At 69.2% G+C, this 23900-nt stretch carries 25 protein-coding genes; 19 read left to right on the top strand and 6 right to left on the bottom strand.

What is annotated here, in order from left to right:
- The first annotated feature begins 197 nt into the window (after positions 1-197).
- On the top strand, positions 198-2492 hold the full coding sequence (locus tag AC07RM_RS03245; protein ID WP_495332941.1) for a TonB-dependent receptor: 2295 nt from the start codon (positions 198-200) through the stop codon (positions 2490-2492).
- 15 nt (positions 2493-2507) lie between these two features.
- Here the strand turns inward: AC07RM_RS03245 and AC07RM_RS03240 are convergent, their stop codons facing one another.
- Both AC07RM_RS03240 and AC07RM_RS03235 read right to left on the bottom strand, forming a co-directional pair.
- The gene (locus AC07RM_RS03240; RefSeq protein WP_495332939.1) at positions 2508-2975 is read right to left on the bottom strand and encodes a YybH family protein; all 468 of its coding nucleotides are present in this window, start codon (positions 2973-2975) and stop codon (positions 2508-2510) included.
- A complete protein-coding gene (locus AC07RM_RS03235) occupies positions 2968-3375 on the bottom strand; it encodes a hypothetical protein (RefSeq protein ID WP_093347152.1) in 408 nt (135 codons plus the stop codon). The genes AC07RM_RS03240 and AC07RM_RS03235 overlap by 8 nt, the downstream gene beginning before the upstream one ends.
- A gap of 271 nt (positions 3376-3646) precedes the next feature.
- On the opposite strand from AC07RM_RS03235, the gene AC07RM_RS03230 reads away from it, so the two are divergent.
- From AC07RM_RS03230 to AC07RM_RS03220, 3 genes are all read left to right on the top strand, one after another.
- Positions 3647-4150, top strand: a complete 504-nt coding sequence (locus tag AC07RM_RS03230) for a hypothetical protein (protein ID WP_495332937.1) — start codon at positions 3647-3649, stop codon at positions 4148-4150.
- A 50-nt stretch (positions 4151-4200) separates the two neighbouring features.
- Positions 4201-6435 carry an LVIVD repeat-containing protein gene (locus AC07RM_RS03225; protein WP_398496808.1) on the top strand — a complete coding sequence of 745 codons (2235 nt, stop codon included), beginning with the start codon at positions 4201-4203 and terminating at the stop codon, positions 6433-6435.
- A 133-nt stretch (positions 6436-6568) separates the two neighbouring features.
- Entirely contained in the window at positions 6569-7372 is an 804-nt protein-coding gene (locus AC07RM_RS03220) for an alpha/beta fold hydrolase (RefSeq protein WP_495332935.1), read from the top strand.
- Between the two features lie 6 nt (positions 7373-7378).
- On the opposite strand, the gene AC07RM_RS03215 is transcribed toward AC07RM_RS03220, so the two are convergent.
- The 4 genes from AC07RM_RS03215 to AC07RM_RS03200 form a co-directional block, all read right to left on the bottom strand.
- Positions 7379-8701 (bottom strand): hypothetical protein, encoded by a 1323-nt coding sequence (locus tag AC07RM_RS03215; RefSeq protein ID WP_495332933.1) that lies wholly within the window; start codon positions 8699-8701, stop codon positions 7379-7381.
- A gap of 142 nt (positions 8702-8843) precedes the next feature.
- On the bottom strand, positions 8844-9200 hold the full coding sequence (locus AC07RM_RS03210; RefSeq protein WP_495332931.1) for a hypothetical protein: 357 nt from the start codon (positions 9198-9200) through the stop codon (positions 8844-8846).
- Between the two features lie 14 nt (positions 9201-9214).
- Entirely contained in the window at positions 9215-10186 is a 972-nt protein-coding gene (locus AC07RM_RS03205) for a tripartite tricarboxylate transporter substrate-binding protein (RefSeq protein ID WP_093347169.1), read from the bottom strand.
- A gap of 140 nt (positions 10187-10326) precedes the next feature.
- A complete protein-coding gene (locus tag AC07RM_RS03200; RefSeq protein WP_093347174.1) occupies positions 10327-11073 on the bottom strand; it encodes a GntR family transcriptional regulator in 747 nt (248 codons plus the stop codon).
- Positions 11074-11135: 62 nt separating this feature from the next.
- On the opposite strand from AC07RM_RS03200, the gene AC07RM_RS03195 reads away from it, so the two are divergent.
- The 15 genes from AC07RM_RS03195 (at position 11136) to AC07RM_RS03125 (ending at position 23899) form a co-directional block, all read left to right on the top strand.
- A complete protein-coding gene (locus AC07RM_RS03195; protein ID WP_495332929.1) occupies positions 11136-12113 on the top strand; it encodes a Bug family tripartite tricarboxylate transporter substrate binding protein in 978 nt (325 codons plus the stop codon).
- Positions 12114-12123: 10 nt separating this feature from the next.
- Entirely contained in the window at positions 12124-12972 is an 849-nt protein-coding gene (locus AC07RM_RS03190) for an HpcH/HpaI aldolase/citrate lyase family protein (RefSeq protein WP_093347180.1), read from the top strand.
- 38 nt (positions 12973-13010) lie between these two features.
- Positions 13011-14150: a CaiB/BaiF CoA transferase family protein gene (locus tag AC07RM_RS03185; RefSeq protein ID WP_495332927.1), complete on the top strand. Its 1140-nt coding sequence runs from the start codon at positions 13011-13013 to the stop codon at positions 14148-14150.
- Between the two features lie 63 nt (positions 14151-14213).
- Positions 14214-14507 (top strand): type II toxin-antitoxin system Phd/YefM family antitoxin, encoded by a 294-nt coding sequence (locus AC07RM_RS03180; RefSeq protein WP_495332925.1) that lies wholly within the window; start codon positions 14214-14216, stop codon positions 14505-14507.
- Between the two features lie 85 nt (positions 14508-14592).
- The gene (locus tag AC07RM_RS03175) at positions 14593-14910 is read left to right on the top strand and encodes a toxin-antitoxin system YwqK family antitoxin (RefSeq protein WP_495332923.1); all 318 of its coding nucleotides are present in this window, start codon (positions 14593-14595) and stop codon (positions 14908-14910) included.
- Between the two features lie 116 nt (positions 14911-15026).
- Positions 15027-15536, top strand: a complete 510-nt coding sequence (locus tag AC07RM_RS03170) for a hypothetical protein (protein ID WP_495332921.1) — start codon at positions 15027-15029, stop codon at positions 15534-15536.
- Positions 15537-15751: 215 nt separating this feature from the next.
- The gene (locus tag AC07RM_RS03165; RefSeq protein WP_495332919.1) at positions 15752-16366 is read left to right on the top strand and encodes an isochorismatase family protein; all 615 of its coding nucleotides are present in this window, start codon (positions 15752-15754) and stop codon (positions 16364-16366) included.
- The gene (locus tag AC07RM_RS03160; RefSeq protein WP_495332917.1) at positions 16363-17868 is read left to right on the top strand and encodes a GMC family oxidoreductase; all 1506 of its coding nucleotides are present in this window, start codon (positions 16363-16365) and stop codon (positions 17866-17868) included. Before AC07RM_RS03165 ends, AC07RM_RS03160 begins: the two co-directional genes overlap by 4 nt.
- On the top strand, positions 17868-18767 hold the full coding sequence (locus AC07RM_RS03155) for an alpha/beta hydrolase fold domain-containing protein (RefSeq protein WP_495332915.1): 900 nt from the start codon (positions 17868-17870) through the stop codon (positions 18765-18767). Before AC07RM_RS03160 ends, AC07RM_RS03155 begins: the two co-directional genes overlap by 1 nt.
- 88 nt (positions 18768-18855) lie before the next feature.
- Positions 18856-19770, top strand: a complete 915-nt coding sequence (locus AC07RM_RS03150) for a LysR substrate-binding domain-containing protein (RefSeq protein WP_208509638.1) — start codon at positions 18856-18858, stop codon at positions 19768-19770.
- 141 nt (positions 19771-19911) lie between these two features.
- Positions 19912-20439 carry a 2,4'-dihydroxyacetophenone dioxygenase family protein gene (locus AC07RM_RS03145; RefSeq protein ID WP_093347207.1) on the top strand — a complete coding sequence of 176 codons (528 nt, stop codon included), beginning with the start codon at positions 19912-19914 and terminating at the stop codon, positions 20437-20439.
- Complete coding sequence (locus tag AC07RM_RS03140) at positions 20436-21176, top strand: SDR family NAD(P)-dependent oxidoreductase (RefSeq protein WP_495332912.1); 741 nt, start codon at positions 20436-20438, stop codon at positions 21174-21176. Before AC07RM_RS03145 ends, AC07RM_RS03140 begins: the two co-directional genes overlap by 4 nt.
- Before the next feature lie 56 nt (positions 21177-21232).
- Positions 21233-22216: a tripartite tricarboxylate transporter substrate binding protein gene (locus tag AC07RM_RS03135; RefSeq protein ID WP_431514328.1), complete on the top strand. Its 984-nt coding sequence runs from the start codon at positions 21233-21235 to the stop codon at positions 22214-22216.
- Between the two features lie 25 nt (positions 22217-22241).
- Positions 22242-22961: an SDR family NAD(P)-dependent oxidoreductase gene (locus AC07RM_RS03130; RefSeq protein ID WP_495332909.1), complete on the top strand. Its 720-nt coding sequence runs from the start codon at positions 22242-22244 to the stop codon at positions 22959-22961.
- Positions 22962-23056: 95 nt separating this feature from the next.
- Entirely contained in the window at positions 23057-23899 is an 843-nt protein-coding gene (locus tag AC07RM_RS03125; RefSeq protein WP_495332907.1) for an IclR family transcriptional regulator, read from the top strand.
- Position 23900: the final 1 nt, after the last annotated feature.

Here is a 23900-nt window from a genome sequence, read left to right as displayed (position 1 = left end):
CATGCGGGTTTGCGGCGTTCGCGGTGCATCGGGAGCCGATGACATGTGCCCACCTTTGGTGAACGAGTTAACCGCCGATGTCCTTCCGGGGCGCCACGGGCCGCGACTAACCTCTGCCGCTTTCGCGCCGCGGCGCCGGCGCATCCGAACAAGAACAGAGACATGCGACTTCCCGCTACAGATCGCGCCAGGCCTTCATGAACAGGTCCCTCCTGTCGCTCGCGCTGGTCGCGGCCTTTCCCTGCGTTGCAACCGATGCCATGGCCCAGGACGCGCCCGAGCGCGCCAGGTCGCTCGGCATCGTCACGGTCACCGGCGCCCGGCCGAGTTCGCTGCCCACGCAGATACCCACCACCATCGAGGGCGTGACGCGCGCCGAGATCGAGACGCGCGTGAACGCCACCGACAGCGAGGACGCGCTCAAGTACCTGCCGAGCCTGCTGGTGCGCAAGCGCTACATCGGCGACTACAACCACGCGATCCTTTCCACGCGCGCCTCGGGCACCGGCAACAGCGCGCGCTCGGCCGTCTATGCCGACGGCATCCTGCTGTCGAACTACCTGGGCAACGGCATCGCCAACGGCACCAACTTCGCGCCGCGCTGGGGCCTGGTCACGGCCGAGGAGATCGAGCGGGTCGACGTGATGTACGGCCCGTTCTCGGCCGCGTACCCGGGCAACTCGGCGGGCGCGGTGGTCGACTACGTGACGCGCATGCCCGACAAGCTCGAGGCCCATGTGAAGGCGGGCTTCTCCTCGCAGCCCAACGAGCTCTACCGCACGAAGAAGCGCTTCAACGGCTGGCAGACCAGCGCCTCGCTGGGCAGCCGCAGCGGCGACTGGTCATGGTGGATCGACGTCAACCGCACCGACAGCCAGGGGCAGCCGCTGACCTTCACCACGGCGACGCTGGCCTCCACCGTGGCCAGCGGCGCGGGAACGCCGGTGTTCGGCGCGGTGCCCGGCCTCAACACCACCAACGCCCCGTGGCTGATCCTCGGCGCGGGCACGCAGTACCGCACCGTGCAGGACCACGCCAAGCTCAAGCTGGCCTACGACATCTCGCCCACGCTGCGCGCGAGCTACACGCTCGGCTGGTGGCAGAACGCGGGCAGCGGGCAGAGCGAGAGCTATCTCGTCGATGCACGCGGCCAGCCGGTCTACAGCGGGCCGGTCAATATCGGCGGGCGCAGCTTCACGCTCGCGCCCACGGCCTTTCCGTGGACCGAGGACCGCGCCACGCACTTCATGCACGGGCTGTCCGTCAAGAGCAACACCCAGGGCGCCTTCGACTGGGAGGTGGCCGCCAGCCTCTACGACTACGCCAAGGACACGCAGCGCTCGCCCACGGTCGCGCTGCCGCTGGCGGCCCTCGGCGGTGCCGGCACCTTGCAGGACCAGGGCGGCACCGGCTGGAACACGCTCGCGGCCAAGGGCACCTGGCGCCCGCAGGGCGTGGGCGGTGCGCACGTGGTCGACTTCGGTGTCGGCCGCGATGCCTACAAGCTGGTCATCGCCAAGACCAACGTGCTCGGCGACTGGCAGGACGGCCCCGCGTTCACGCCCGTGAGCCAGGTGGGCGGGCGCAGCCAGACGCTGAGCGCCTGGGCGCAGGACGCGTGGTCCTTCGCGCCGCAATGGAAGACCGTGCTCGGGCTTCGCTACGAGAAGTGGAAGGCCACGGACGGCTTCACCGCCACGGCCACGAGTGCGCAGCCCTATGCCTCGCGCAGCGAGTCCGACCTCTCGCCCAAGGCCGCCCTGGCCTACCAGCTCGCGCCTTCGACGGTGATCAAGGCCTCGGTGGGCCGCGCGGTGCGCTATCCGACGGTGGGCGAACTCTATGGCGCGACCTCGGGCGGCGCGCTCTCGTTCGTCAACGACCCGAACCTCAAGCCCGAGAAGTCGTGGACCGGCGAACTCACGGCCGAACAGGACCTGGGCAACGGCCTGCTGCGCGCCACGCTGTTCCACGAGACCACGAAAAACGCGCTCTATAGCCAGTTGATCCCGAACTCGACCGTCTCGCGCGTGCAGAACGTCGATCGGATGCGCACCACCGGCGTGGAGCTTGCCTACACCGGGCAGGACGTCGGCATCCAGGGCCTCGACCTCGGCGGCAGCCTGACCTATGCCGATTCGAAGACGGTGGCCGACGCGGCCTTTCCGGCGGCGGTGGGCAAGTGGCAGCCGCGCGTGCCGCGCTGGCGCGCCACGGCCTACGCCACCTACAAGCCCGATGCGCGCTGGGCCTTCACGGTGGCCGCGCGCTACAGCGGCCGGCAGTACTCGAACCTCGACAACAGCGACGTCAACGCCTTCGCCTACTTCGGGGCGAGCCGCTACTTCACGGTGGACCTGCGCGTCCGCTACCAGATCGACAAGCAGTGGTCGGCGGCCTTCGGCATCGACAACGCGAACAACGACCGCTACTGGAACTTCCACCCGTACCCGCAACGCACCTACACGGCCGAACTGCGCTTCGACCTGTGAGGGGCCGCGCTGCGCTCAGGGCGCGGCGGGCCGGGGCGGTTGCGCCCAGAGCTTGTCGCTCGACCAGTGCAGGTGGACGATGCGGAAGCTGTCGCCGGCACGGCGCACGATCGCGGTCTCCTGCATCACCTGGTCGATGGGCTTGCCGTCGGGCAGCTTGCCGGTCACGTGGTAGGTGCTGAGCACCCAGCGCTCGTTGCCGCTGCCGCCGAGGCGGCGTGTCTGCAGGGTCCAGGTGGAGACGGCCGCCATGTCGATGTCGCCCGGCAGGTGGCTCAGCGCATAGGCCTCGATCGTCGGGTCGGTGACGCCGAACTCGAACACCACCAATGAACGGTCGAGGTAGGAGAGCGCACCGCCCGTGTCCTTGCGCTTGAGCGCGGCGTGGAAGCCGTCGACCGCGTCGGCCGGCAGCTTCACGGTCTGCGCTCCCGCCGCGGCGGCCAGGACCAGGCTCGTGGCGGCGAGCAGCAGCCTACGCATGAGGGTCGACCAGCTTGGGGTCGATCAATTCGATGATGACGATGTCGCCGGCGTTCACGCCTTCCATCGAGGGATCGGTGGCGCGCACCGTGAGCTCGTCGGGCGTATTGCTCTTGAGCCACAGGGTGCGGCCGAACATCTTGCCGCGGATGAAGGTGAGTCGCCAGCCGCGCATCTCGTTGCGCTGGGGCGCCACCATGCCCGGGCCGATCGGTTCGAAGCGCAAGGTAGCGATGCGGCCCGCCTTGCCGGCCTGGCCCACGCCGGTCACCTTGGCCGTGAAGCGCCGCAGCGCGGGGTCGACCGCGTCGTGGCCGGCCACCGCGTGCTGTGCGAGCAGCAGGGCCGCGGCCATGGCCGAGGCCCGCGCGCCGGCGAGGATCCATGTCGTCAGCAACATCGCTGTCCCTTGCCTCCATTCAAAGAAGCCGGCGATGTTATCGACGCGGCGCGCGCGCGCAAGGGAGGGCCACGCGTTGCGATCGATGTCCGCGCGCGCGGAAAACGCGTGACGTCGGTGCCGCAACGCCAATGTCGGCGAGGGTTTGCAGCGAGCCTGGCAAGGCGATGCACGTGCTCACCTGCGACGAACGTTTTAACCGTTGGTCGTCTTCTGACGCAGGACTTTCACAACTAATCTCTGCGCCCACTCCACAACCACATCGACATCCATGCAGGCTTCCGTGACGCATCGCATCCGCTGGCCCTGGTGGCTCGTGGCGGTGCTCGCCGTCGCGCTGTCGGCCACGTGGTGGTGGCCGTCGTCCGATGAGGCCATCGTGCCGATGCCGCCGGTCGCTGTGGCTCCCGCACCTGCGATGGCACCGGCACCGAAGCCCGTGCCGGTGGCCGCGAAGCCGATCGATGCCGCGCTGTCGGTCTCGGCCTTCAAGCTCGTCGGCACGGTCGTGGCGGCCGATGGCGTGGACAGCTTCGCGCTGATGCGCCGCGCCGGCGATTCGCAGCTGTTGCAACTGCGTGTCGGTGGCCACGTCGAGGGCCTGACCGTCAGCGCGATCCAGCCCGACAGCGTCGTGCTCGCGGGCGCGGGGCAGTCGGTCGTGATCGAGACCGACCGCACCGTCGCATCGCCGCTGCCTTCCCGCCCGGCCCACCCGCCGGAGCCGGACGTGGAACCGGCATTCGCGGGCGACCCCGCCCCCTTCGGACATTGACGCGAAGACTTTCCCCTGGCCCCGTGTTTTTTGACAGAGAAAGAAGAACCATGAAGAGAAGACAAGCCCCCAGAGCCAACCTGCTGTTGGTTGGCGCCCTCGCCAGCGCCTTGCTGCTCGCCGCGTGCGGCGGCAGCAACGACAGCGCGCCGCTCATCGTCGGCTCCGCACCGCCACCCGCGGGATCCACCGACCAGCCGCCCACCGACACCGGGCCTGTGGCCCAGGACTACGTGACACCGCCGCGGCTGTGCGAGCCCGGCCCCGGGGACCAGGGAGAGCCGGGCGTCAATGGCCACATCCCCAAGTCGGCGATGTACGACGCCACTGCCAATCCCGATGGCTTCCAGGGCTACTGGTGCGGCGCGCGCAAGGTCGCGCAGAACACGCTGTTCGGCCGCGGCGCCTTCGGCGACCTGCAGATCAAGGCCAAGGGCTCGACGCGCTGCGCCTATGCCTCCAACCGCGATGGCGCGGCCGGCGGCGATGCCGCGCTGACCACCGGCATCATCGTGTTCGACATGAAGACGCCGACGAAGATGCAGGTCGTGCCCGCGAGCGGCGACACCACGGTCGTCGGCACCGCGCCGTCGGCCAGCGTCAAGACCACGAGCACCAACAAGTGGGGCGAGGAAACCACCGCCGCCACGCCGGTCAACCCGAACGGCAAGATCCTGCGCACTCCGGCCGCGCTCGAAGCCTACTCGGGGCTCGAGCTGTCGGGCGACCTGCTGGTGGCCGGCTACAAGGACAACAAGATGGTGGACGTCTACGACGTCAGCGACTGCCTGCACCCGGTGCCGCTGAACGCGAGCTACCAGTCCTCGGGCGGCCACCACGACGGCTGGCTCTCGCCCGACGGCAAGACCTGGTACGGCGTGCCCTTCGGCACCACGGCCAAGGACGGCGGCACCACGCTCATCACCGGCGGCACCTCGCCCACGGACGACAACTTCGCCAACTACACCATCGACAACAAGCGCGTCGACCTGCACATCACCAACCTCGACGATCCGAAGAACCCGAAGCTGCTGCTGAGCTGGAACCGCTCGCAGCTGCCCGACGAGGTGAAGAACAACAAGAACTGGCGCATCATGGCCGCGACCAACATCCATGACGTCAGCACCAACCCCGACGGCACGCGGCTCTATCTCGCGGTGTACGGCGGCGGCGGCCAGGTGGCCGGCAACCTGCCCACGCCCACCACCACCTTCTGGCGCGACCAGACCTGCGCCAACGGCCTGCTGATCATGGACTCGAGCGACATCGTCAAGCGCGCGGCCGATCCGAAGCTGAAGTACGTCAGCTTCCTCTCGTGGTGCGACCAGCAGCCGAACCCCGAGTTCGAGCAGGGCGGCTATGCGCGCATGACCTCGACGGCCGCGACGCACGCCACCGAATGGGTGCGGCACGTCAATGGCAAGGAGTACATCGTCTCGACCGACGAGTCGTACGCCCTGACGACCAGCGACACCAACGGCCTGCCGAACCAGTGCAAGCAGCAGAGCTTCGGCCGCATGATCGACATCTCGGACGAGAAGCATCCGAAGATCGTCGGCACCTACGAGCAGGATGCCAACAAGGCCAGCGTCTGCCCGACGCTGGTGGCCGAGGGCGGCAACGTCCCGATGGTCCACTACCTGAACTTCGACGACCGCAACCACATGCGCGTGGCCGTCTACGCGGCCGCATCGGGCGGCATCCGCTTCGCCGACTGGACCGATCCCACCAGCCCGAAGGAGATCGGCTACTACGTCGCGCGGCGCAACACGCCGAGCAAGATGGACTTCACGCGTCCCGACCCGCGCTACGACGCCGAGAACTGCCTCTACTACACCGGCTGGAACCAGGGTGGCCTGGTCTCGCTCGAGCTGACCAACCCGCAGTACAACCCGTGCATGAGCCGCAGCGCGAACGTCAGCGGCAAGGTGGCGACCGCGCAGGGCGACATCACGGTGGCGCTGAAGGCCGGCCGCGACAGCAAGGGCGCTAGCGTCAGCCTGAGCATCGAAGGCCTGGGCAACAAGGTGCAGCTGGGCGCGGTGACGCGCCTGGGCTCGGCCATCGACGCCGATGGCGCGCAGGTCACGGCCACCAGCAACTCGGTGCAGATCGACGCCGACGGCAGCTTCGACGGCCAGCCCGCGAAGTTCCGCCTGCAGGTGACCGACAATGGCGGCAACAAGGGCTTCTTCTCGCTGAGCTGCACCGAAGGCTGCTCGTTCACGACCAATGGCTACCTGCAGAGCGGCGGGAAGCTGGCGGTGGCGAACCTCAAGAGCTGAAGATGCCAAGGACCGCGCATGTCTGTTGACCTTCGCTCGCGCGGTCGATAACATCGCGGCACTTTCAAAACGCCCTCCCGGTTCGCCGGGAGGGCGTTTTCTTTTTGTTCCGCAACTTCCATGGAACCCAGAGATGAAAGCAGCCCTCGAGATTCGCCCCGCATCGCACGCCGGCCTCGGATACGTCCGGCATGGCCATGGGCCGATCCGCGTGCTGGTCCTGCACGACTGGCTCGGCGATCACGCGAACTACGACGCGCTCCTGCCCTGGCTCGACGGCCAGGCGTTCACCCATGTCTTCGCCGACCTGCGCGGCTATGGGCTGTCGATCGCGCTGCCGGGCGAGTGCACGGTGAAGGAGATCGCCGCGGACTGCCTCGCGCTCGCCGACCGCCTCGGCTGGCGGGGCTTCCATGTCCTCGGCCATTCGATGACCGGGATGGTCACGCAACGCCTCGCGGCGGACGCGCCTTCGCGCATCGCGAGCGCGATCGCCGTGTGCCCGGTTTCAGCTGCCGGCAACAGGCTGGGTCCGGAGGCCTTGGCCTTCTTTGCCAGCACGGCCGACGATGACAACGCGCTTCGGCGGCTGTTCAGGTTCGTCGGCGGGGGCTTGCCCGACGAATGGGTCGAGGAGAAGCTGCGGCACCGCCGCGAGGCGGTGGCGCCCGCGTGCCGCAGGCGCTACCTCGACATGCTGGTCACGGCCGATTTCGCCGACGAGGTGCGGGGGCTAGAAACGCCGTTCCTGGTCGTCGTCGGCGATAGGGATCCGGGGCTCGATGCGGAGGCGATGAAGCACACCTTCCTTGCGTGGCATCCGAACGCGGAGCTGCAGGTGGTGCCCGATTGCGGTCATTACCCGATGCAGCAGCATCCGTCGTACTTCGCGGGTGTGGTCGAGAGCTTTCTGAAGCGCCAGGCCGCCTTGGCTTGACGCCGCTCACCCCACGATCGGCTGCGCCATGATCCAGAGGCTCAGGCTCGTATAGGCCACCATCAGCACGAGCATCGGCAACTGGCTCAGCATCGCCGCGCGGTGGTTCGCGAAGCGGCGCGTGGCCTCGACATGGGCGACGACCACCGCGAGCACATGGCCGACGACGATCAGCGTCACGGCCGTGTACCAGTAGACGGCCGGGCTCACGATGCCGAGGTCGACCGTGCGGCCGCGCGTACCGAACAGGTTCCAGCCCCAGCCGAAGGGATCGGAGGCGAGCGGAACGATGAACTGCCCTGTTGTCAGCAGCAGCGAGGCATAGTGCGCGAGGTGGTAGGCCACGGCAATCGGCACCAGGCTCCAGACCATGGCATTCACGGCCGCGCGTTCGGTGCTGCCGGCCAGGCGCAGCATCCACGCGCCCACGCCGCGGAAGATCAGCACGAAGGCCACGGGGAACAGCAGCAGCATGACGCTGTTGAGCCACTGGGTCTCGTCCATGCCGGTCGCGGAAGACAGCGTGAACAGCGTCTCGGCCACCGTGCGCGAGGTCTGGGCGGCGGTGCCGATGCGGTCCATCAGCGGGGTTTCGTGGAAGCCGTCGAAGGTGACGGTGGCGAGCATCAGCAGCACGAAGGCCGCCACCGAATTCGGCACCGGCTCGGTCGTCAGCAGCCCCGCACCGTAGGGCCGAAGCCGCAGGCGCGCGGGCTCGGTCGGCGTCGAGCCACGCAGCTCGAGCGGCGCGAAGCGGCCCAGCACGCGGAAGGCCATCGCGAAGGCATCGGCCCGGTGGCGCCAGGCCTCCACGCCGAACAGCAGCATGCCGGCCCAGCTCAGCAACGCATAGCCCAGCAGGGCGCCGGCGAGGGCGGAGGGCAGGTCCTTGTCCTGCCACACCAGCTCGGTCCAGGCGAAGGCGAAGAACAGCGCGACCGCCGGCCAGGCGCCCAGCCATTTCGGCCAGGGCAGGCCCAGCGATTCGCGGCCGCCGCCGACCAGGCGCGCGGCGGCGCGGTACAGCGTGGGCAGCGGGTTGACGATCTCCCACAGGTCGCCGACCAGCGCGCAGAAGAAGGCCATGCCGACCCACCACAGCACCCAGACCATCGTGACGATCAGGTTCGCATAGGCGTCGGAATTGCCGAGGAAGCCGGTGGCCAGCGTCAGCACGAACAGCGCGCAGCCCAGCGCTCGCAGCACGGCCGCGACCGGATGCGCGATGCGGCGCAGCGGCGCGAAGCGCAGCAGGTCGGTGTCGCGCAGGAAGGAGGAACCGAAGTCGTGGCGCCGCGCGAACAGCGCGAGCGCCGCGAAGGTCAGCACGAGGGTCGCGCCGGCGCCCGTGAGCCACAGCCACAGCGGCAGCGGCAGGTCGAAGCGCTGGCCGAAGCCGTGCGCCCGCGCGCCGGCCGAGGCGCACGCGATCGCGAGACCGGTCCCGAAGCGAAGCGTTTTCAGGGCGCGCCTAGGGATGGACTTCGATGAACATCACGGCGCGGTGGTTGCCCGGGCCGTGGCGATGCTCGTGCACCGGGAAGCGGCCCGCGAGGCTGGCCTTGAAGCTCAGCAGCGCCGGCGCGGGCGGCGTCACCTGGGCCTCGATGTCGTAGCCGTGCAGGTGCAGCACCAGGGGCTGGTCGCTGACCACGCTGATCTGCACCTGGTCGCCCTGGCGCACCTTCAGCGTGTCGTCGCCCTTGATGCGGCCGCCCACGAGCTCGACCGAGAACTTCGGCGAGGCGGCCGCGGCGGCGCCCGCGAGCGCCGCCAGCGCCGCCAGGGCGATCAGCCGCAGGCGCAGGCGGTTCGGATTCGTCGTCATGGCGCGGTCCATGCTCAGTCCGCGTACTGGCCGGCCGCCTTGATGACCGCGCCCCACTTCTCGATCTCGGTCTCGACGAACTTCTTGTGCTCCGGACCGTTGACGCGGGCGTCGGTGATGATCACGGCGCCGAGCCCTTCCTGGCTCTTGATGAAGGCCGGGTCCTTGAGCGCCACCTTCAGCGCCGCATTGAGCTTGTCGGTGACTGCCTTGGGCGTGCCCGCGGGCGCGAACAGGCCATGCCAGATGCTGACGTTGAAGCCCTTCAGGCCGCTCTCGTCGAGCGTGGGCAGCGCGGCCAGCACCGGCGTCTTCAGGCGCTGCTGCGTGGTCACGGCATAGGCCCTGACCATGTTGCCCTCGATCTGCGCGGTGGTGTTGGTGGTCTGGTCGCACATGATGTCGACCTGGCCGCCGATCAGGTCGGTCATGGCCGGTGCCGTGCCCTTGTAGGGAATGGTCTGCGGCGCGATCTTCAGCGCGCTCTGCAGCATCAGGCCGCACAGGTGCGAGGCCGAGCCGATGCCGGCGTTGGCGAGGTTGGTCTTGCTGCCGTTGGTCTCGAGCCACTTGCGCAGCTCGGTGAAGTTGTTCGCGGGCACCGACTTTGAGCTGATGAGCGTCATCGGCACTTCGTTGATCAGGCCCAGGTATTCGAAGCCCTCGAGGGTCTTGTAGGGCAGCTTGCGGTACAGCGAGGGCGAGGTCGCCATGCTCACATGGTGCAGCATCAGCGTGTAGCCGTCGTTGGCCGCGCGCGCCGCCTTGGCGGCGCCGAGCGTGCCGCCGGCGCCGCCGGTGTTGTCGATGGTGATCGCCACGTTGCCCAGCGGCTTGCGCAGCGCCTCGGCGAAGTCGCGTGCCACCTTGTCGGTGGGGCCGCCGGCCGCGAAGGGCACCACGATCATGATCGGTTTGTCGGGATACTCGGCGAACGCAGGAAGGGCGGCGAGGGCCGCGATCGCGATCGTGAACAGGCGCTTCATTGATGTCTCGTTATGGGTGAAGCCGAAAATGCTATAGCCCACCCACGCCGCGCAGAAGACGCCTGGTTGTTAAGGCGGTCACCTTAGGTGAACACCGACAGCCTGGGCATCGGTGGCGCCCGATGCCCGGCCGTGCGAACTCAGAGGCTCGCGAGCGGCAGCCGCGACCGATAGCGCGAGCGTCCCTGCGGATAGAGGCCGACCGAGCACTGCACCAGCTTGCCCGCGCCATCGAACCAGTGGCGCGTGACCTGCAGGCAGGGCGAGCCGGGCACTGCATCCAGGCGCTCGGCCAGGCGGGATTCGAGTGGCGCCGCGTCGATCTCCTGTTCCACCACCGCGACGCCCACGCCGTAGAGCCGCTCGATCAGCTTGAAGACCGGGCCGTTCCATGCTTCCAGCCGCTCGGCCACGCCCGCGAACTCGGGCCGCATGTAGAGCCACAGCGCGCCGGTGGGGCGCGCTTCGCCGCGCAGGTAGCGCAGCGTGTCGAGGAAGAGCCACTGGCTGCCCGGCTCGGCCTGCAGCAGGCCGGCCAATTGCTCGTCGGCGGCGACGAGCCCGGCGCGCTCCAGCTTGAGCTGCGTGGTGCGCGCGGCCTCCATGATGCTTTCGAGCGTCTGCTGCGAATGCACGAAGAAGGGCGTGGGATTGCGCGCCAGCACATGGGTGCCGATGCCGGCGCGCGAATCGATCACGCCGAGCTTGCGCAGCGCGCTCATGGCCTCGCGCAGGCGGTAGCGCGTGGCACCGAACTGCGCCTGCAACTGGGCTTCGGAAGGCAGCAGGCTGCCGACGGGATAACGGCCTTCGTCGATCTCGCGGACGATGGCGTCGACGATGTCCTGGATGGTCAACGCCGCGCCGGCACTTGTTGGATGCGCCATGAAGAGATAATATTCGAATATTCGACTAATTAGGCGAAGCAGACGCCACTGGAGACAAACGCATGCATCGTAGAGACTTTATCCGCGCGCTGTCCGCAGGCGCCGCACTGCCGCTGGCCGGCGGGGCACCGCTGGCGCTGGCCGACACCTACCCGAGCAAGCCGATCCGGCTGGTGGTGACGCAGGGCACGGGCTCGGGCAGCGACGTGATCGGGCGCCTGCTCGCGAGCAAGCTCGGCGAGCGGCTCAAGCAGAGCGTGTACGTGGAGAACAAGGCCGGTGGCGGCGGCATCATCGGCCACCAGTTCGTGCTCGACCAGCCGGCCGATGGCTACACGCTGCTGCTGAGCACCACCGCGCCGCTGGTGGTGGTGCCCGCGATGAACCGCAACGCGAAGTTCCACCTGCGCGACTTCACCGCGGTGGCCGCGGCGCTGCGCAGCCCCTACATGGTGCTGGTCGGCACCCAGCCCGACAGCCCGCGCAGCCTGCAGGAACTGACGAAGCGGCTGGCCGCGGCGCCATCGAGCTATTCGTCCTCCGGCACCGGCACGCTCACGCACCTGGCGACCGAGATGTACCTGCAGCAGGTCCATGCCAAGGCCACCCACGTGCCCTACAAGGGCAGCGGGCAGTCGCTGGCCGACCTCGCGGGTGGGCAGGTGCTGTTCTCGACCGACTCGCCGATCGCCGCCGGCGCGCTGATCCGCGGCGGGCGGCTGCGGGCCCTGGCCGTGACCTCGGCGCAGCGCCTGGCCACTTATCCCGAGGTGCCGACGATGGCCGAGCTCGGCTACCCCGGCCTCACGCTCAACACCATGGGCGGGTTGTTCGGTCCCTCGAAGCTGCCCGCGCCCATCGTCGAGCGCATCAGCACCGAGATGGCGGCCGTGATGTCCTCGCCCGAGGTCAAGGCCCAGTTCGCGAGCATGGAGACCGAGCCGCTGGTGATGCCGGTCGAGAGCTTCCGCACCCAGATGCTGAAGGACGCGCCGGTGTGGGAAGGCGTGGTGGCCCGCCTGGGCATCACCGCCGATTGAGGAGCCGCCGATGGACGCCCACCGCATTCGCTGCGCGCTGTTCGTGCCGGTGCTCGAGCCGCGCTTCTTCGCGCGCGCGGGCGAGCGCGGCGCGCAGGCGCTGATCCTCGATCTCGAGGACGCGATCGCGCCGCAGCGCAAGGCCGAGGCGCGGCTCGCGCTGGCGCATGCGGCCGGCGCGCTGCGCGGCACCGGCCTGCCGCTGATGGCGCGCGTGAATGCCGAGGCCGAACTGCTCGATGCCGACCTCGAGGCCTGTGTCGCCGCGGGCGTCGATGCCGTCATGCTGCCCAAGGTCGAGTCGCCGAGCGAGGTGCGCGCGGCGGTCGTGCACCTCGAGCGGCATGCGCGCGAGCGCGGCTCGAACGGACCGCGCTCGCTGGTCGCGCTGATCGAAACCCCGCGCGGCGTGCTGCGCGCCGATGCGATCGCGGCCGCCCATCCCGCCTTGCGCGCGCTGGGCTTCGGTGCCGAGGACTATGCGGCCGCGATCGGCCGGCCGCCGCATGCCGACCTGCTGGTGCCCGCGGCGGCGCGCGTCGCCATGTGCGCCGCTGCCGAGGGCCTGGCCTGCTGGGGACTGGCCGCCTCCATTGCCGAGCTCGACGACCTGGACGCGCTCGAAGACGCGGCGCGGCTGTCGCACCGTCTCGGCTTCGGCGGCACGCCCGCCGTGCATCCGGCGCAGGTGCAGGTCTTCAACCGTGTCTTCGCGCCCACCGAGGCCGAGATCGCGCAGGCCCGCAAGGTGCTCGAGGCGCATGCCCGCGCCGACGCCGAGGGCCTGGGCGCGCTGCGGCTCGATGGCCGCATGATCGATCGCCCCATGGTCGATCGCGCGCGGCGCCTGCTCGCCTAGTTCTTCATCACCCCCCACGACCCGAAACGACCACATCGATGGCGCAACAGATACTCGACGGCATCCAGGTGCTGGACTTCACCACCTACATCGCGGGCCCCTACGGCGCGAGCCTGCTGGGCGACCTCGGCGCCGACGTGATCAAGATCGAGGCGCCCGAGGGCGACCCGATGCGTTACTACCCCTCGACCCTGCCCGGCGAGAGCCGCGCCTTCATCGGCGTGAACCGCAACAAGCGCAGCATCGTGCTCGACCTCAAGCAGCCCGCGGACCGCGAGGCCTGCCACCGGCTCGTGGCTCAGGCCGACGTGGTGCTGCACAACTTCCGCCCCGGCGTGGCCGAGCGGCTGGCGCTGGACTGCGACACGCTGACCGCGATCCAGCCGCGCCTGATCTATTGCAGCTTCACCGGCTATGGCCCCGACGGTCCGCAGGCGCAGCGCCCCGGCTTCGACCAGGTACTGCAATGCCGCACCGGCATCGCCAGGGCACAGGGTTATCCGGGCGACGAGCCGCGCGTGGTGTGGGGATCGGCCGTCGACTTCTACGGCGCGAGCCTGATCGCCACCGGCATCTGCGCCGCGCTGTTCCAGCGCGAACGCACCGGCCTGCCGCAACGCGTCGATACCTCGTTGCTGCAAGCGGCGCTCGCCATGCAGGCGGGTCGCATGGTGTGGGCCGAAGGCGAGGGCCCCGGCGTCGACCGCGACCTGCGCGGCGGCGCGCTCTCGGGCATCCACCCCACGCGCGAAGGCTACGTCTACCTGCAGGCCCAGACCCCGCCGTTCTGGGAGGCATTGTGCGAACTCACGGGCCTCGCGCATCTGGCGCGCGATCCGCGCTTTGCCGACATGCGCCTGCGCAAGGCCAACGAGGCCGAGCTGGTGCCGCAGTTGCGCGCCGCGCTGATGCGGCACGGTGCCCGCGAATGGGAAGCGATCTTCGGTACGCGCGTGCCATGCACCGTGGTGCGCGGCATCGAGGAGGTGTTCGACGACGAGCAGGTCGAACACCAGGGGCTGCTGGCGACGCATGCGCATCCCACGCTGGGCAGCTACCGCGCGGTGGTGGAGCCGATCCGCTTCAATGGCGAGCGCGGGGTGAAGCGGGAGGCGAGGGCGCCGATGCTGGGGGAGCATACGGTGCAGGTCGTGGGTGGACGGGTCGAGCGCGCCTGACGCGGAGAGTGCTTCGGCGGTTGCTAGACTGACGTCGACGCAATCCTTATCAGACTCGGCGAAATGACATCGACGGCATCAGACGTTGTTCCCATCAGCGAGGCGCGCGCTCGTCTTTTTGCACTCGCCACGGCGGTGGTCGAAAGCGGCTCGGAGAAGGTGCTGACCAGGAATGGCGTGCCTTACGTCGCGTTGGTCGATGCGCGTCGCCTGGACTACTACCATGTCCTCCAAGCGGAGCACGCGAAGCTCGTGTTGGCTGAAGATGCCATCACTGGCTTGCGGGAGGCCTTGATCGGGTCGTTCGTGCCCGATGAGGAATTGGAAGAAGCACTCGGCGTTCGACCGGCACCGTGAGCGCTCGCGGCTGCGGCAGGATTCTGGCGATTCCATTGGCCGCCACTACCATCCGCCTGTCAACGCGTTTCTCAGCAACCACGACATGACCGCCGACCCCGACCTCAACATCGCCGAGATCCTCTACGAATCGGGAACCATCCGATTCCGCTACGCGAGGGTGATGTCGCCCGACAGGACGCGATGGATCCGGCATGGCTTGTTCGTGGCCTATCACGAGAACGGCACGGTGGCATCGGAAGGCCACTACGTCGACGGCAAGGAAGAGGGGCTCTGGCGCGACTTCCATCCCGATAGCCGGCTGGCCTCCGAGGGCCACTATCGCGATGGGCGCGAAGTCGGCGTGTGGCGCTTCTGGAATGCCGATGGGACTGAAGGGCCGAGCGAGAGCCACGGCGGTTGAGGGCAGAGGCCGTGCCGAAGCTGTGGCAAATCAAGCTTCGATGAGCGCGCGTGGCGCGTCACCCAATGCACGAAACGACCCGGATTTCTGGACGTTGAAACCAGGAGGGAACCAGGATGAATATCGGATTTCGCATCGCCACCTTCGCCGCTTTTTTCGTGCTCATCAACTGGGTGGTCGGCGGTGCGTGGGGTGTCATCCTCGGCTTGAGCATGGCATTCATCGGGACCGTGTTTCTTCACAGCTACGTGAAGGAGCGCAGGGAAAAGGCAGGCTTGGGCTCCGAGGCTGAACTCCAGCGCACGCCACCGCCGGCGGCCGAACTTCGCCTGATCGATGCGCACAAGACCTTGAATTGGGCACGCCTGTGTTTCCTGCTTATGGTGATGGGCTTCTTCTTCGCGGGCTCTCCGGACACACGGTATGCAACGTACAACACGGCGGGATATGTCACGCTTTTCTTCGCGTTCCACGTGCTGATCGGGCGTGCGGCGGTCCTGGCCGAACGAAGCTGGGTCGGCTATGGGCTGCTGCCTCTCTTGCTGCCCGGCCTCGGCGGGCTCGTCGCCTTTGGCGTGCTGCGTCATAGGGTCCCCTATCCCGACCAGCGTTCCCTGCCGCGGTAGTCCATTGAGGCTTTGGACGCCGGCCATGCTGAGGCGCGGTCGCTTGCGCTCGCGATCTCCAAAGCATCCGTCCCATTGGAACCTCTTCCACCCTCCAACCCATTGGAAGATCCTTCCAGCCCCGATCCCCGCCGATCTCGTTGACCCTGCCTGGCGCATCCGTTCGAATGCCTCACGTTTCGAACCCGCACCAACCAGCGCAAGGAGTCACACCAATGCAAACCCAACGCACCCGCATGACGCGGGACAACACCGCCGTTCTGCTCATCGATCACCAGGTCGGCCTGATGACCGGCGTGCGCGACATGACGGTCAGCGACCTCAAGCACAACGTCGTCGGCCTCGCGAAGGCGGCCAAGGTCCTGGGCCTGCCGATCGTCGCGGTGACGACGGCGCGCGACAGCATGTGGGGGCCGACGGCCTCCGAGCTCAAGGACGCCTTGGGCGGCGGCGAGATCATGGACCGCTCGACGGTCAACGCCTGGGACTACCCGCCGTTCGTGGAGGCGGTGAAGGCGACCAAGCGCGATCACCTGATCATCGCGGGGCTGTCCTTCGAGGTCTGCGCCTCGCTGCCGGCGATCTCGGCGCGCGAGGAGGGCTATCAGCCGATCATCGCCATCGACGCCTGCGGCACCTTCTCGGCCGCCAAGCGCGAAGCGGGCATCGCGCGCCTGACGACGCTCGGCATCGAGATCTCCGACTACGCGACCTTGATGGTCGAGATCATGGGCGACAACGCCGATCCGAAGGCGCTCGACGTGTATGCCGCGCTCGACATGCCGTTCGCGGTGCTGATGGGCCAGGTGGCCGGAGCGCTGTCGCGATGAGCGCTGCCTTCGACGTCATCGTTGTCGGTGGCGGCTCGGCGGGCGCGGTGCTCGCGCATCGGCTCAGCGCCGATCCCGCGCGCCAGGTGCTGCTGCTCGAAGCCGGCGAAGCCTACCGGCCGAACGTGTTTCCGCGCGACCTCGCGGATGCCGACACGGCCGGTGGGCCCGATGGCCACGACTGGGGCTACCAGGCCGAGACCGGCCTCGCGGGACGCAGCATCCATGCACCGCGCGGCAAGACGCTGGGCGGCAGCTCGGCCGTCAACGCGGCGGTGGCGATGCGCTCGCGGCCCGAGGACTTCGCGAAGTGGCGCGCGTTGGGCATCGAGGGCTGGCAATGGCCCGAGCTGCTCGAGGCCTTCAAGGCGATCGAGAACACGCCCGACGGCGACGACGCGTTCCGCGGCCGCGCGGGGCCGCTGCCGATCCGCAACCGGCGGCGCGACGAGTTGACGCCTGCGCTCAATGGCTTCGTCGATGCAACGGCCGCACTCGGCTTCGCGCGCGTCGCGGACTTCAACGGCGAGCAGCAGGCCGGCGTCGCGCCGTATCCGCTCAACGTGATCTCGGGGCGGCGCATCAACACCGGCATCGCCTTCCTCGGCGAGGACGTGCGCGCGCGGCCCAACCTCACGATCCGTGGCGGCGTGGAGATCGACCGCGTGCTGTTCGAGGAAGGGCGCGCGGTGGGCGTGGTCGATGCCGAGGGCGAGAGCCATCGCGCGGGCCAGGTGATCCTCAGCGCGGGCGCCTTCGGCAGTCCGGCGATCCTCATGCGATCGGGCATCGGTCCCGCGCCGCACCTAGCGTCGCTGGGTATTCCGCTGGTGGCGGAACTGCCGGTGGGGCAGGGGCTGCAGGAGCATCCGTTCTACTACAACGTCTATGCGCTGACGCCCGAGGCGGCCGGCATGCATCCCGCGGCGGGCGCGATCCTCTGGGCCGCGTCCTCGCAGGCCGAGCCCGGCGACCTCGATCTGCACATCTCGGCCACCCATCTGTTCGATCCGGCGCTGAGCCCGACGGGCGGCGCGATCGTGCTGGCGGTGTCGGTGACGCAGCCCGAGGCGACCGGCAGCCTCGAGCTGGCCGACCGCGATCCGCGCAGCGCGCCGCGCATCCGCTACAACCTGCTGGGCACGCCGCGCGACATGGCGCGCATGCTCGAGGCCGTGCGGCTGTCGCGCGCGATCGGGCGGCAGTCGCCGTTCGCGCAGATGGTCGCGGCCGAGATGGCGCCGGGGCCGGAGTTCTCGGATGGCGACGACCTGCAGCGCGCGATCGAGCAGCAGCTCGACGGCTACGCGCACCCGACCTCGACCTGCCGCATGGGGCCGCCCGGCCAGGGCGTGGTCGATGGCGGCGGCCGCGTGCACGGCGTGCCGGGCCTGTTCGTGATCGACGCGTCGATCATGCCCAGGGCACCGAGCGCGCCGCCCAACATCACCACCATGATGATGGCCTGGCATCTCGCGGGCCACGGCTTCGGAGCTCGCTGATGGCCCTCGTTCCCATCGATCCACAGGACATCGCCGCGGCGCGCGCGCTGCGCCTCGAGTTCGGCCGCTTCTGGTCCACCGCGCCGGGCACGCCGCGCGACATCTACGACCGCTTCATCGCACAGACGCCCACCGCTTCCGAAGTCGCGGCGCGCGAGGCCGTCGACGAAGCCGCTTCCGGCTGGTGGGTCGAGCCCGCGCAGGCCGTGCCCGGGCGCGCGCTGCTGTTCATCCATGGCGGCGGCTATGGCCTCGGCCATGCGAACGCCTATGTCGGATTGGCCAGCCAGCTCGCGGCACGCACGCGCGTGCCGGCCTTCGTGCTCGAGTACCCGCTGGCGCCCGAGGCCGTGCTGCCTGCCGCGCGCGACCTCGCGCTGCGCACGCTCGCGGGGCTGGCATCGCGCTTCGGCGCGGTGGCGGTGGTGGGCGACTCGGCCGGTGGCGGCCTGTCGCTCGCGACCGTGCTCGAGGCCGCGAGGCAGGGCATCGCCGTGTCCTCGCTGGTCGCGTTCTCGCCCTGGACCGACCTGAGCCTGAGCGGCGCGAGCGCACAGGAACTGGCCGTCGGCGATCCGCTGCTCGACGTCGGCTACCTGCGTGCTTCGGCCGCGGCCTATCTGGGCGGCGCGCCGGCCATCGATCCGCGCGGCTCTCCGTTGTTCGATGCCGACCTGCGGCGCCTGCCGCCCACGCTGGTCCAGGTCGGCTCGGACGAGGTGCTGCGCGACGATTCGCGCCGTCTCGCGGAGGCGGCCGGCCAGGCGGGCGCGCAGGTCGAGCTCGAGGAGTGGCAGGGCATGCACCATGTGTTCCAGCTCAACACCCGCGAGCTGGCCAGCGCGCGCAAGGCGCTCGACCGCGCGGCCGCGTTCTTGTCGCGCCACTGGAACGCCTGACCCTTTGCCCGGGTCCGCGCGTGGCCGGTGCGCGCGGAACGTGCTAAGTTGCCGCGGACTCGGAAGAACCCATCGGCGAAAGACACGCGTGCTCGACCTCAACGACTTTCGGTACTTCGTGGAAGTGATCGACCGGGGCAGCCTCTCGGCCGCGGCGCGCGCGCTGCAGCGGCCGGTCTCGACGATCAGCTACCGTATCCAGCAGCTCGAGGCCGAGCTCGGCCTGACGCTGCTGGCGCGCACCTCGCGGCGCATCACGCTGACCGAATCGGGCGAGGCCTTCTACGGCCACGCGGTCGCCACCATCGCGCGCGCCAACGAGGCCGAGGCGGCGATGCGCAGCCGCAGCACCGAGCCGACCGGCACCGTGCGCTACACGGTGTCGGTCGCGACCTCGCAGTTCGCGATGACCGAGATGGTCGCGAGCTTTCTCGCGAAGTACCCGAAGGTCAACCTGCTGCAGGACGCGAGCGATGCCAACGTCGACATCGTGGCCGACCGCTACGACTTCGCGATCCGCGCCTACTCGGGTGCGCTGCCCGATTCGAACCTGGTGCAGCGCGCGCTCGCGGAAGCGCCCTGGCACCTGTTCGCGGCGCCCGAGTTCCTCGAAACCGCCGGCGCCATCGAGACGCCCGACGACCTGCGGGGTTGCGCCACCCTGATCATGAAGCGCGGGTCGCTCACGCCCGCGTGGCTGCTCAAGCGCGAGGACGACCGCGCGCAGACCGCGCAGGTCGCGATCCGCCCGCGCATGGAGGGCACCTGCATGGTGACCCTGAAGCGCGCGGCCGAGGCGCGCATGGGCGTGGTCGCATTGCCGGCCTACATCTGCCGCGACGAGCTGCGCGCCGGCCGCCTGCGGCGCGTGCTGCCCGACTGGGTGGCGGCCGATTCGACCATCTCGGCACTGATGCCGAGCCGGCGCGGCATGAGCGCCGCGGCGCGCGCCTTCATCGAGCACCTCGTCGAGGCCTTTCCCGCCGCCGTCCGGCTCGACTGAGCGCAAGCGCAACCCCTGTGATCCGACCCGCCGCGCCGATGCGGCGGCGCAGTCGCGCGCGCCATCAGGGTTTACGCAAAGACGTGGCCTCGGCATCGATGTCTACAATATGGACATAAATCCACAATATGGACAATCGATATGCCCCTCGATGATTCGGACCCGACCCCGAAGATGCCCTACCAGTACCCGAATCCTCCGGACGCGTTGCCCGAGATCGTGGTGCAGCACGCGATCCCGACCGACGAGCGCCTGTGGGTCCCGCAGGCCGAGAACGTGTGGTTCCGGCCGCTGTGCCTGAACGCGAGCCAGGGCTACTGGATGAACCTGCTGAAGGTGCGCAAGTCGGGCGTGCTGAGCCGCCACCGCCATCCGCAGGCGGTGCACGGCTTCGTGCTCAAGGGGCGCTGGCGCTATCTCGAGCACGACTGGGAAGCCACCGAGGGCAGCTACGTGTTCGAGCCGCCGGGCGAGACGCACACGCTGTACGTGCCCGAGGACGTCGAGGAAATGATCACCTACTTCCAGGTCAACGGTGTCATGTACTACACCGACCCCTGGGGCAAGGGCATGGGCTACGAGGACGTGTTCACCAAGATCGACATGTGCCGCAAGCACTTCGACAACGTCGGCCTCGGCGCGGACTACGTCAAGCAGTTCATCCGATGAGCACGACGGCCTACGGCCGCGCCGGCTACGACTTCGCGGGCGCGGTGGCGGTGGTCACCGGCGGTGCCAGCGGCATCGGCGCGGAGGTCGCGGCGCAGCTGCGCCGCAGCGGCGCGCGGGTGGCAGTGTGGGACATGGCCGAGGTCACTGCGAACGACGACGCCTGGCAGGTCGACGTGAGCGATCTCGCCATGGTCGAGCACGCGGCCGCCGCGGTGGTCGCGCACTTCGGCCGCATCGACTTCGTGGTCAACAGCGCGGGCTTCGCGGGACCGACGGTGCCGCTCGATGCCTACGACCCCGCCACGTGGCGCCGCATCGTCGACGTGAACCTGGTCGGCACCTTCAACGTGTGCCGCGCCGTGGTGCCGCACCTGCGTGCCGCGGGCGCGGGGCGCATCGTCAACATCGCCTCGCTGGCCGGCAAGGAGGGCACGCCCAATGCCTCGGCCTACAGCGCGGCCAAGGCCGGCGTGATCGCGCTGACCAAGTCGCTCGGCAAGGAGCTCGCGACCACCGGCATCCTGGTGAACGCGATCGCTCCGGCCGCGGTGCGCACGCCGATCCTCGAGCAGATGTCGGCCGAGCACGTGCAGACCATGATCGGCAAGAGCCCGATGCAGCGCCTGGGCGAGAGCGCCGAGGTGGCCGAGATGGTGGCCTGGCTGTGCTCGGGCTCGTGCAGCTTCAGCACCGGCGCCACCTTCGATCTCTCGGGCGGTCGGGCCACGTACTGAAGCGCCGCCAAGTTTTTTTCGGTCCCATTCATTTTCAAACCACGGAGACACACCCCATGATTCGCTTCGCCTCGAAACTGCAACGCCTCGCGGCGCTGTCGCTGCTGCCGGTGGCGGCGCTGCTGGCCGCGGCGCCCGCCTCGGCGCAACCGCGCGACTATCCCAACAAGCCGGTCGAGCTGGTGGTGCCGTTCCAGCCCGGCGGCGGCACCGACGCACTGGCGCGCGCCTTCGCCGATGCCACGCGCAAGCACATGCCGCAGAGCATGATCATCGTTAACAAGCCCGGCGCCAGCGGTGCCATCGGCTGGCAGGACGTGATCAACGCCAAGCCCGACGGCTACCGCCTCGCGGTGGTCACGGTGGAACTCACGACGCTGCCGCACATGGGTCTCGCCAAGTTTACCTACGAGGACCTCGCGCCCATCGCGCGCCTCAATGCCGACCAGGCCGCGATCACCGTGCGCGCCGATGCGCCGTGGAACACCATCGAGGAGTTCCTGGCCGCCGCCAGGAAGGACAGCGGCAAGCTCAGCGTGGGCAATGCCGGCAACGGCTCGATCTGGCACCTGGCGGCCGCCGCGCTCGAGGACAAGACCAGCGTGAAGTTCAACCACACGCCGTTCCAGGGCGCCGGCCCCGCGGTGCTCGCGTTGATGGGCGGCCACATCGACGCGGTGGCGGTGAGCCCGGCCGAGGTCACGACCTACGTGCAGGCCGGCAAGCTCAAGACGCTGGCCGTGATGGCCGAGCAGCGCGTGAAGGGCTTCGAGAAGGTGCCCACGCTCAAGGAACGCAACATCGACCTGGTGATCGGCACCTGGCGCGGCATCGCGGCGCCGAAGAACACGCCGCCCGAGGTCATCGCCTACCTGAAGACCGTGAGCCAGCAGGCCGCCAACGAGCCGGCCTTCCGCGAGGTGCTCGACAAGCAGAACCTGGGCTTCGCCTATGCCGACGACGTCGCCTTCAAGGCCACGATGGCCAAGGACAGCGCCTACTTCAAGACGCTGATGGGCAAGCTCGACATCAAGAACTGATCCACGCAAAGGCAACTCCCTCTTCATGACTTACGAGGCAGCACTCTTCAAGGGCAAGCGGGCACTGGTGTCCGGTGCCACCCAGGGCATCGGCGCCGTGATCGCCAACCACCTGGCCGCGCTCGGCGCGCAGGTCACGGCCATCGGCCTGGGCAACGGCGACGGCACGCTCGATGCCGCGGTCGAGGTCCGGCAGGCCGACGTGACCTCGGACGCGAGCCTCGAGGCCGCGATCGGCGGCATCGAGCGCCTGGACATCGTCTTCAACTGCGCCGGCATCATCCAGCGCGGCGCGGAGCACGACCTCGCGGTGTTCGAGAAGGTGCTGGCCGTGAACCTCACCGGCACGATGCGCGTGTGCGGCATGACGCGCGAGCGCCTCAAGGCGAGCGGCGGTTGCATCGTCAACACGGCCTCGATGCTGAGCTTCTTCGGCGGCGGGCTGGTGCCCGGCTATGCCTCGAGCAAGGGCGGCGTGGCCCAGCTCACCAAGTCGCTGGCGATCGCCTACGCGGCCAACGGCATCCGCGTGAACGCGATCGCGCCGGGCTGGATCGCGACGCCGCTCACGAAACCGCTGCAGGACGATCCCGCGCGCGCGGGCCCGATCCTCGCGCGCACGCCGCTGGGCCGCTGGGGCACGCCCGACGACGTGGCGCGCGCCGCGATGTTCCTCTGCACGCCGGCCGCGTCGTTCATGACCGGCGTGGTGCTGCCGGTCGACGGCGGCTACATGGTGAGCTGAGGGCGCGCCCGATGCGCGTGGACTGGATGGAGGGTATGGATAATGGCCCGGCCCTCGTTCCCGCCGGTGCCCGCGCCGGCCTCGTCCCTTCGTCCATGCCCGCTCCCCGGTCTTCCTCCGCCGCTCCCGCTTCTTCCGCCGCTTCCGCGAACCAGGTCGCGGGCACCGCCTCGTTCTCCAAGTTCATGCACGTGCTGCAACTGGTGGCCGATGCGCAGGAGCCGGTCAACGTCGCGGCGCTGATGCGCGCGAGCGGCTATCCGCGGCCCACGGTGCACCGCATCGTCGCGGCGCTGATCGCCGAGCGCCTGCTGGTCGAGCACCCGCACAGCGCGACCCTGGGGCTGGGCCCGCGGCTGATCCAGCTCGCGAGCCGCAGCTGGGGCCGTTCCGAGCTGCGGCTGGCGGCCGTCGACGAGCTCAAGCGGCTGCGCGACCTCACGGGCGAGACCGTGCACCTGGCCGTGCCCAACGACACGACCATGGTCTACATCGAGAAGCTCGAGAGCCCGAGCGCGGTGCGCATGGCCTCGCGCATCGGCACCAGCGTGTCGCTGCACGCCACCGCCGTCGGCAAGGCCTACATGGCGGCGCTCGACGACGGCGCGCTGCAGGCGCTGGTCCAGCGCCTGCCGATGCCGCGCTACACGCCCAACACCACCGTCGATGCCGCAGCGCTGCGCGCCGAGGTGCAGAAGACGCGCGAGCGCGGCTGGTCGGTCGACAACGAAGAGAACGAAGCCGGCATCTTCTGCTTCGGCGCGGTGATCCGCGGCGTGGGCGGCGTGCCGGTGGCGGCGATCAGCGTGAGCACGCTGGTGTTCCGCCAGAAGGAGGACCCGGCCCAGGCCTACGTGGCACCGCTGCTCGAGGCCTGCCGCGTCATCTCGGAGCGCATCGCGCAGACGCCTTCGCTGTCGGGCAGCGACGTGCTCTGAA

The organism is Variovorax sp. GW821-FHT09B05, from assembly GCF_059418265.1.
This window is presented reverse-complemented; position numbering and strand designations above follow the sequence as displayed.

What these genes read in the sequence shown, in the direction of transcription:
- AC07RM_RS03135 (WP_431514328.1), top strand. Translation starts at nt 21,233, where the DNA reads ATGATTCGCTTCGCCTCGAAACTGCAACGCCTCGCGGCGCTGTCGCTG.
- AC07RM_RS03170 (WP_495332921.1), top strand. Translation starts at nt 15,027, where the DNA reads ATGAATATCGGATTTCGCATCGCCACCTTCGCCGCTTTTTTCGTGCTC.
- AC07RM_RS03125 (WP_495332907.1), top strand. Translation starts at nt 23,057, where the DNA reads ATGCCCGCTCCCCGGTCTTCCTCCGCCGCTCCCGCTTCTTCCGCCGCT.
- AC07RM_RS03220 (WP_495332935.1), top strand. Translation starts at nt 6,569, where the DNA reads ATGAAAGCAGCCCTCGAGATTCGCCCCGCATCGCACGCCGGCCTCGGA.
- AC07RM_RS03240 (WP_495332939.1), bottom strand. Translation starts at nt 2,975, where the DNA reads ATGCGTAGGCTGCTGCTCGCCGCCACGAGCCTGGTCCTGGCCGCCGCG.
- AC07RM_RS03155 (WP_495332915.1), top strand. Translation starts at nt 17,868, where the DNA reads ATGGCCCTCGTTCCCATCGATCCACAGGACATCGCCGCGGCGCGCGCG.
- AC07RM_RS03210 (WP_495332931.1), bottom strand. Translation starts at nt 9,200, where the DNA reads ATGACGACGAATCCGAACCGCCTGCGCCTGCGGCTGATCGCCCTGGCG.
- AC07RM_RS03180 (WP_495332925.1), top strand. Translation starts at nt 14,214, where the DNA reads ATGACATCGACGGCATCAGACGTTGTTCCCATCAGCGAGGCGCGCGCT.
- AC07RM_RS03230 (WP_495332937.1), top strand. Translation starts at nt 3,647, where the DNA reads ATGCAGGCTTCCGTGACGCATCGCATCCGCTGGCCCTGGTGGCTCGTG.
- AC07RM_RS03165 (WP_495332919.1), top strand. Translation starts at nt 15,752, where the DNA reads ATGCAAACCCAACGCACCCGCATGACGCGGGACAACACCGCCGTTCTG.
- AC07RM_RS03140 (WP_495332912.1), top strand. Translation starts at nt 20,436, where the DNA reads ATGAGCACGACGGCCTACGGCCGCGCCGGCTACGACTTCGCGGGCGCG.
- AC07RM_RS03145 (WP_093347207.1), top strand. Translation starts at nt 19,912, where the DNA reads ATGCCCCTCGATGATTCGGACCCGACCCCGAAGATGCCCTACCAGTAC.
- AC07RM_RS03235 (WP_093347152.1), bottom strand. Translation starts at nt 3,375, where the DNA reads ATGTTGCTGACGACATGGATCCTCGCCGGCGCGCGGGCCTCGGCCATG.
- AC07RM_RS03205 (WP_093347169.1), bottom strand. Translation starts at nt 10,186, where the DNA reads ATGAAGCGCCTGTTCACGATCGCGATCGCGGCCCTCGCCGCCCTTCCT.
- AC07RM_RS03195 (WP_495332929.1), top strand. Translation starts at nt 11,136, where the DNA reads ATGCATCGTAGAGACTTTATCCGCGCGCTGTCCGCAGGCGCCGCACTG.
- AC07RM_RS03190 (WP_093347180.1), top strand. Translation starts at nt 12,124, where the DNA reads ATGGACGCCCACCGCATTCGCTGCGCGCTGTTCGTGCCGGTGCTCGAG.
- AC07RM_RS03185 (WP_495332927.1), top strand. Translation starts at nt 13,011, where the DNA reads ATGGCGCAACAGATACTCGACGGCATCCAGGTGCTGGACTTCACCACC.
- AC07RM_RS03130 (WP_495332909.1), top strand. Translation starts at nt 22,242, where the DNA reads ATGACTTACGAGGCAGCACTCTTCAAGGGCAAGCGGGCACTGGTGTCC.
- AC07RM_RS03200 (WP_093347174.1), bottom strand. Translation starts at nt 11,073, where the DNA reads ATGGCGCATCCAACAAGTGCCGGCGCGGCGTTGACCATCCAGGACATC.
- AC07RM_RS03225 (WP_398496808.1), top strand. Translation starts at nt 4,201, where the DNA reads ATGAAGAGAAGACAAGCCCCCAGAGCCAACCTGCTGTTGGTTGGCGCC.
- AC07RM_RS03175 (WP_495332923.1), top strand. Translation starts at nt 14,593, where the DNA reads ATGACCGCCGACCCCGACCTCAACATCGCCGAGATCCTCTACGAATCG.
- AC07RM_RS03245 (WP_495332941.1), top strand. Translation starts at nt 198, where the DNA reads ATGAACAGGTCCCTCCTGTCGCTCGCGCTGGTCGCGGCCTTTCCCTGC.
- AC07RM_RS03160 (WP_495332917.1), top strand. Translation starts at nt 16,363, where the DNA reads ATGAGCGCTGCCTTCGACGTCATCGTTGTCGGTGGCGGCTCGGCGGGC.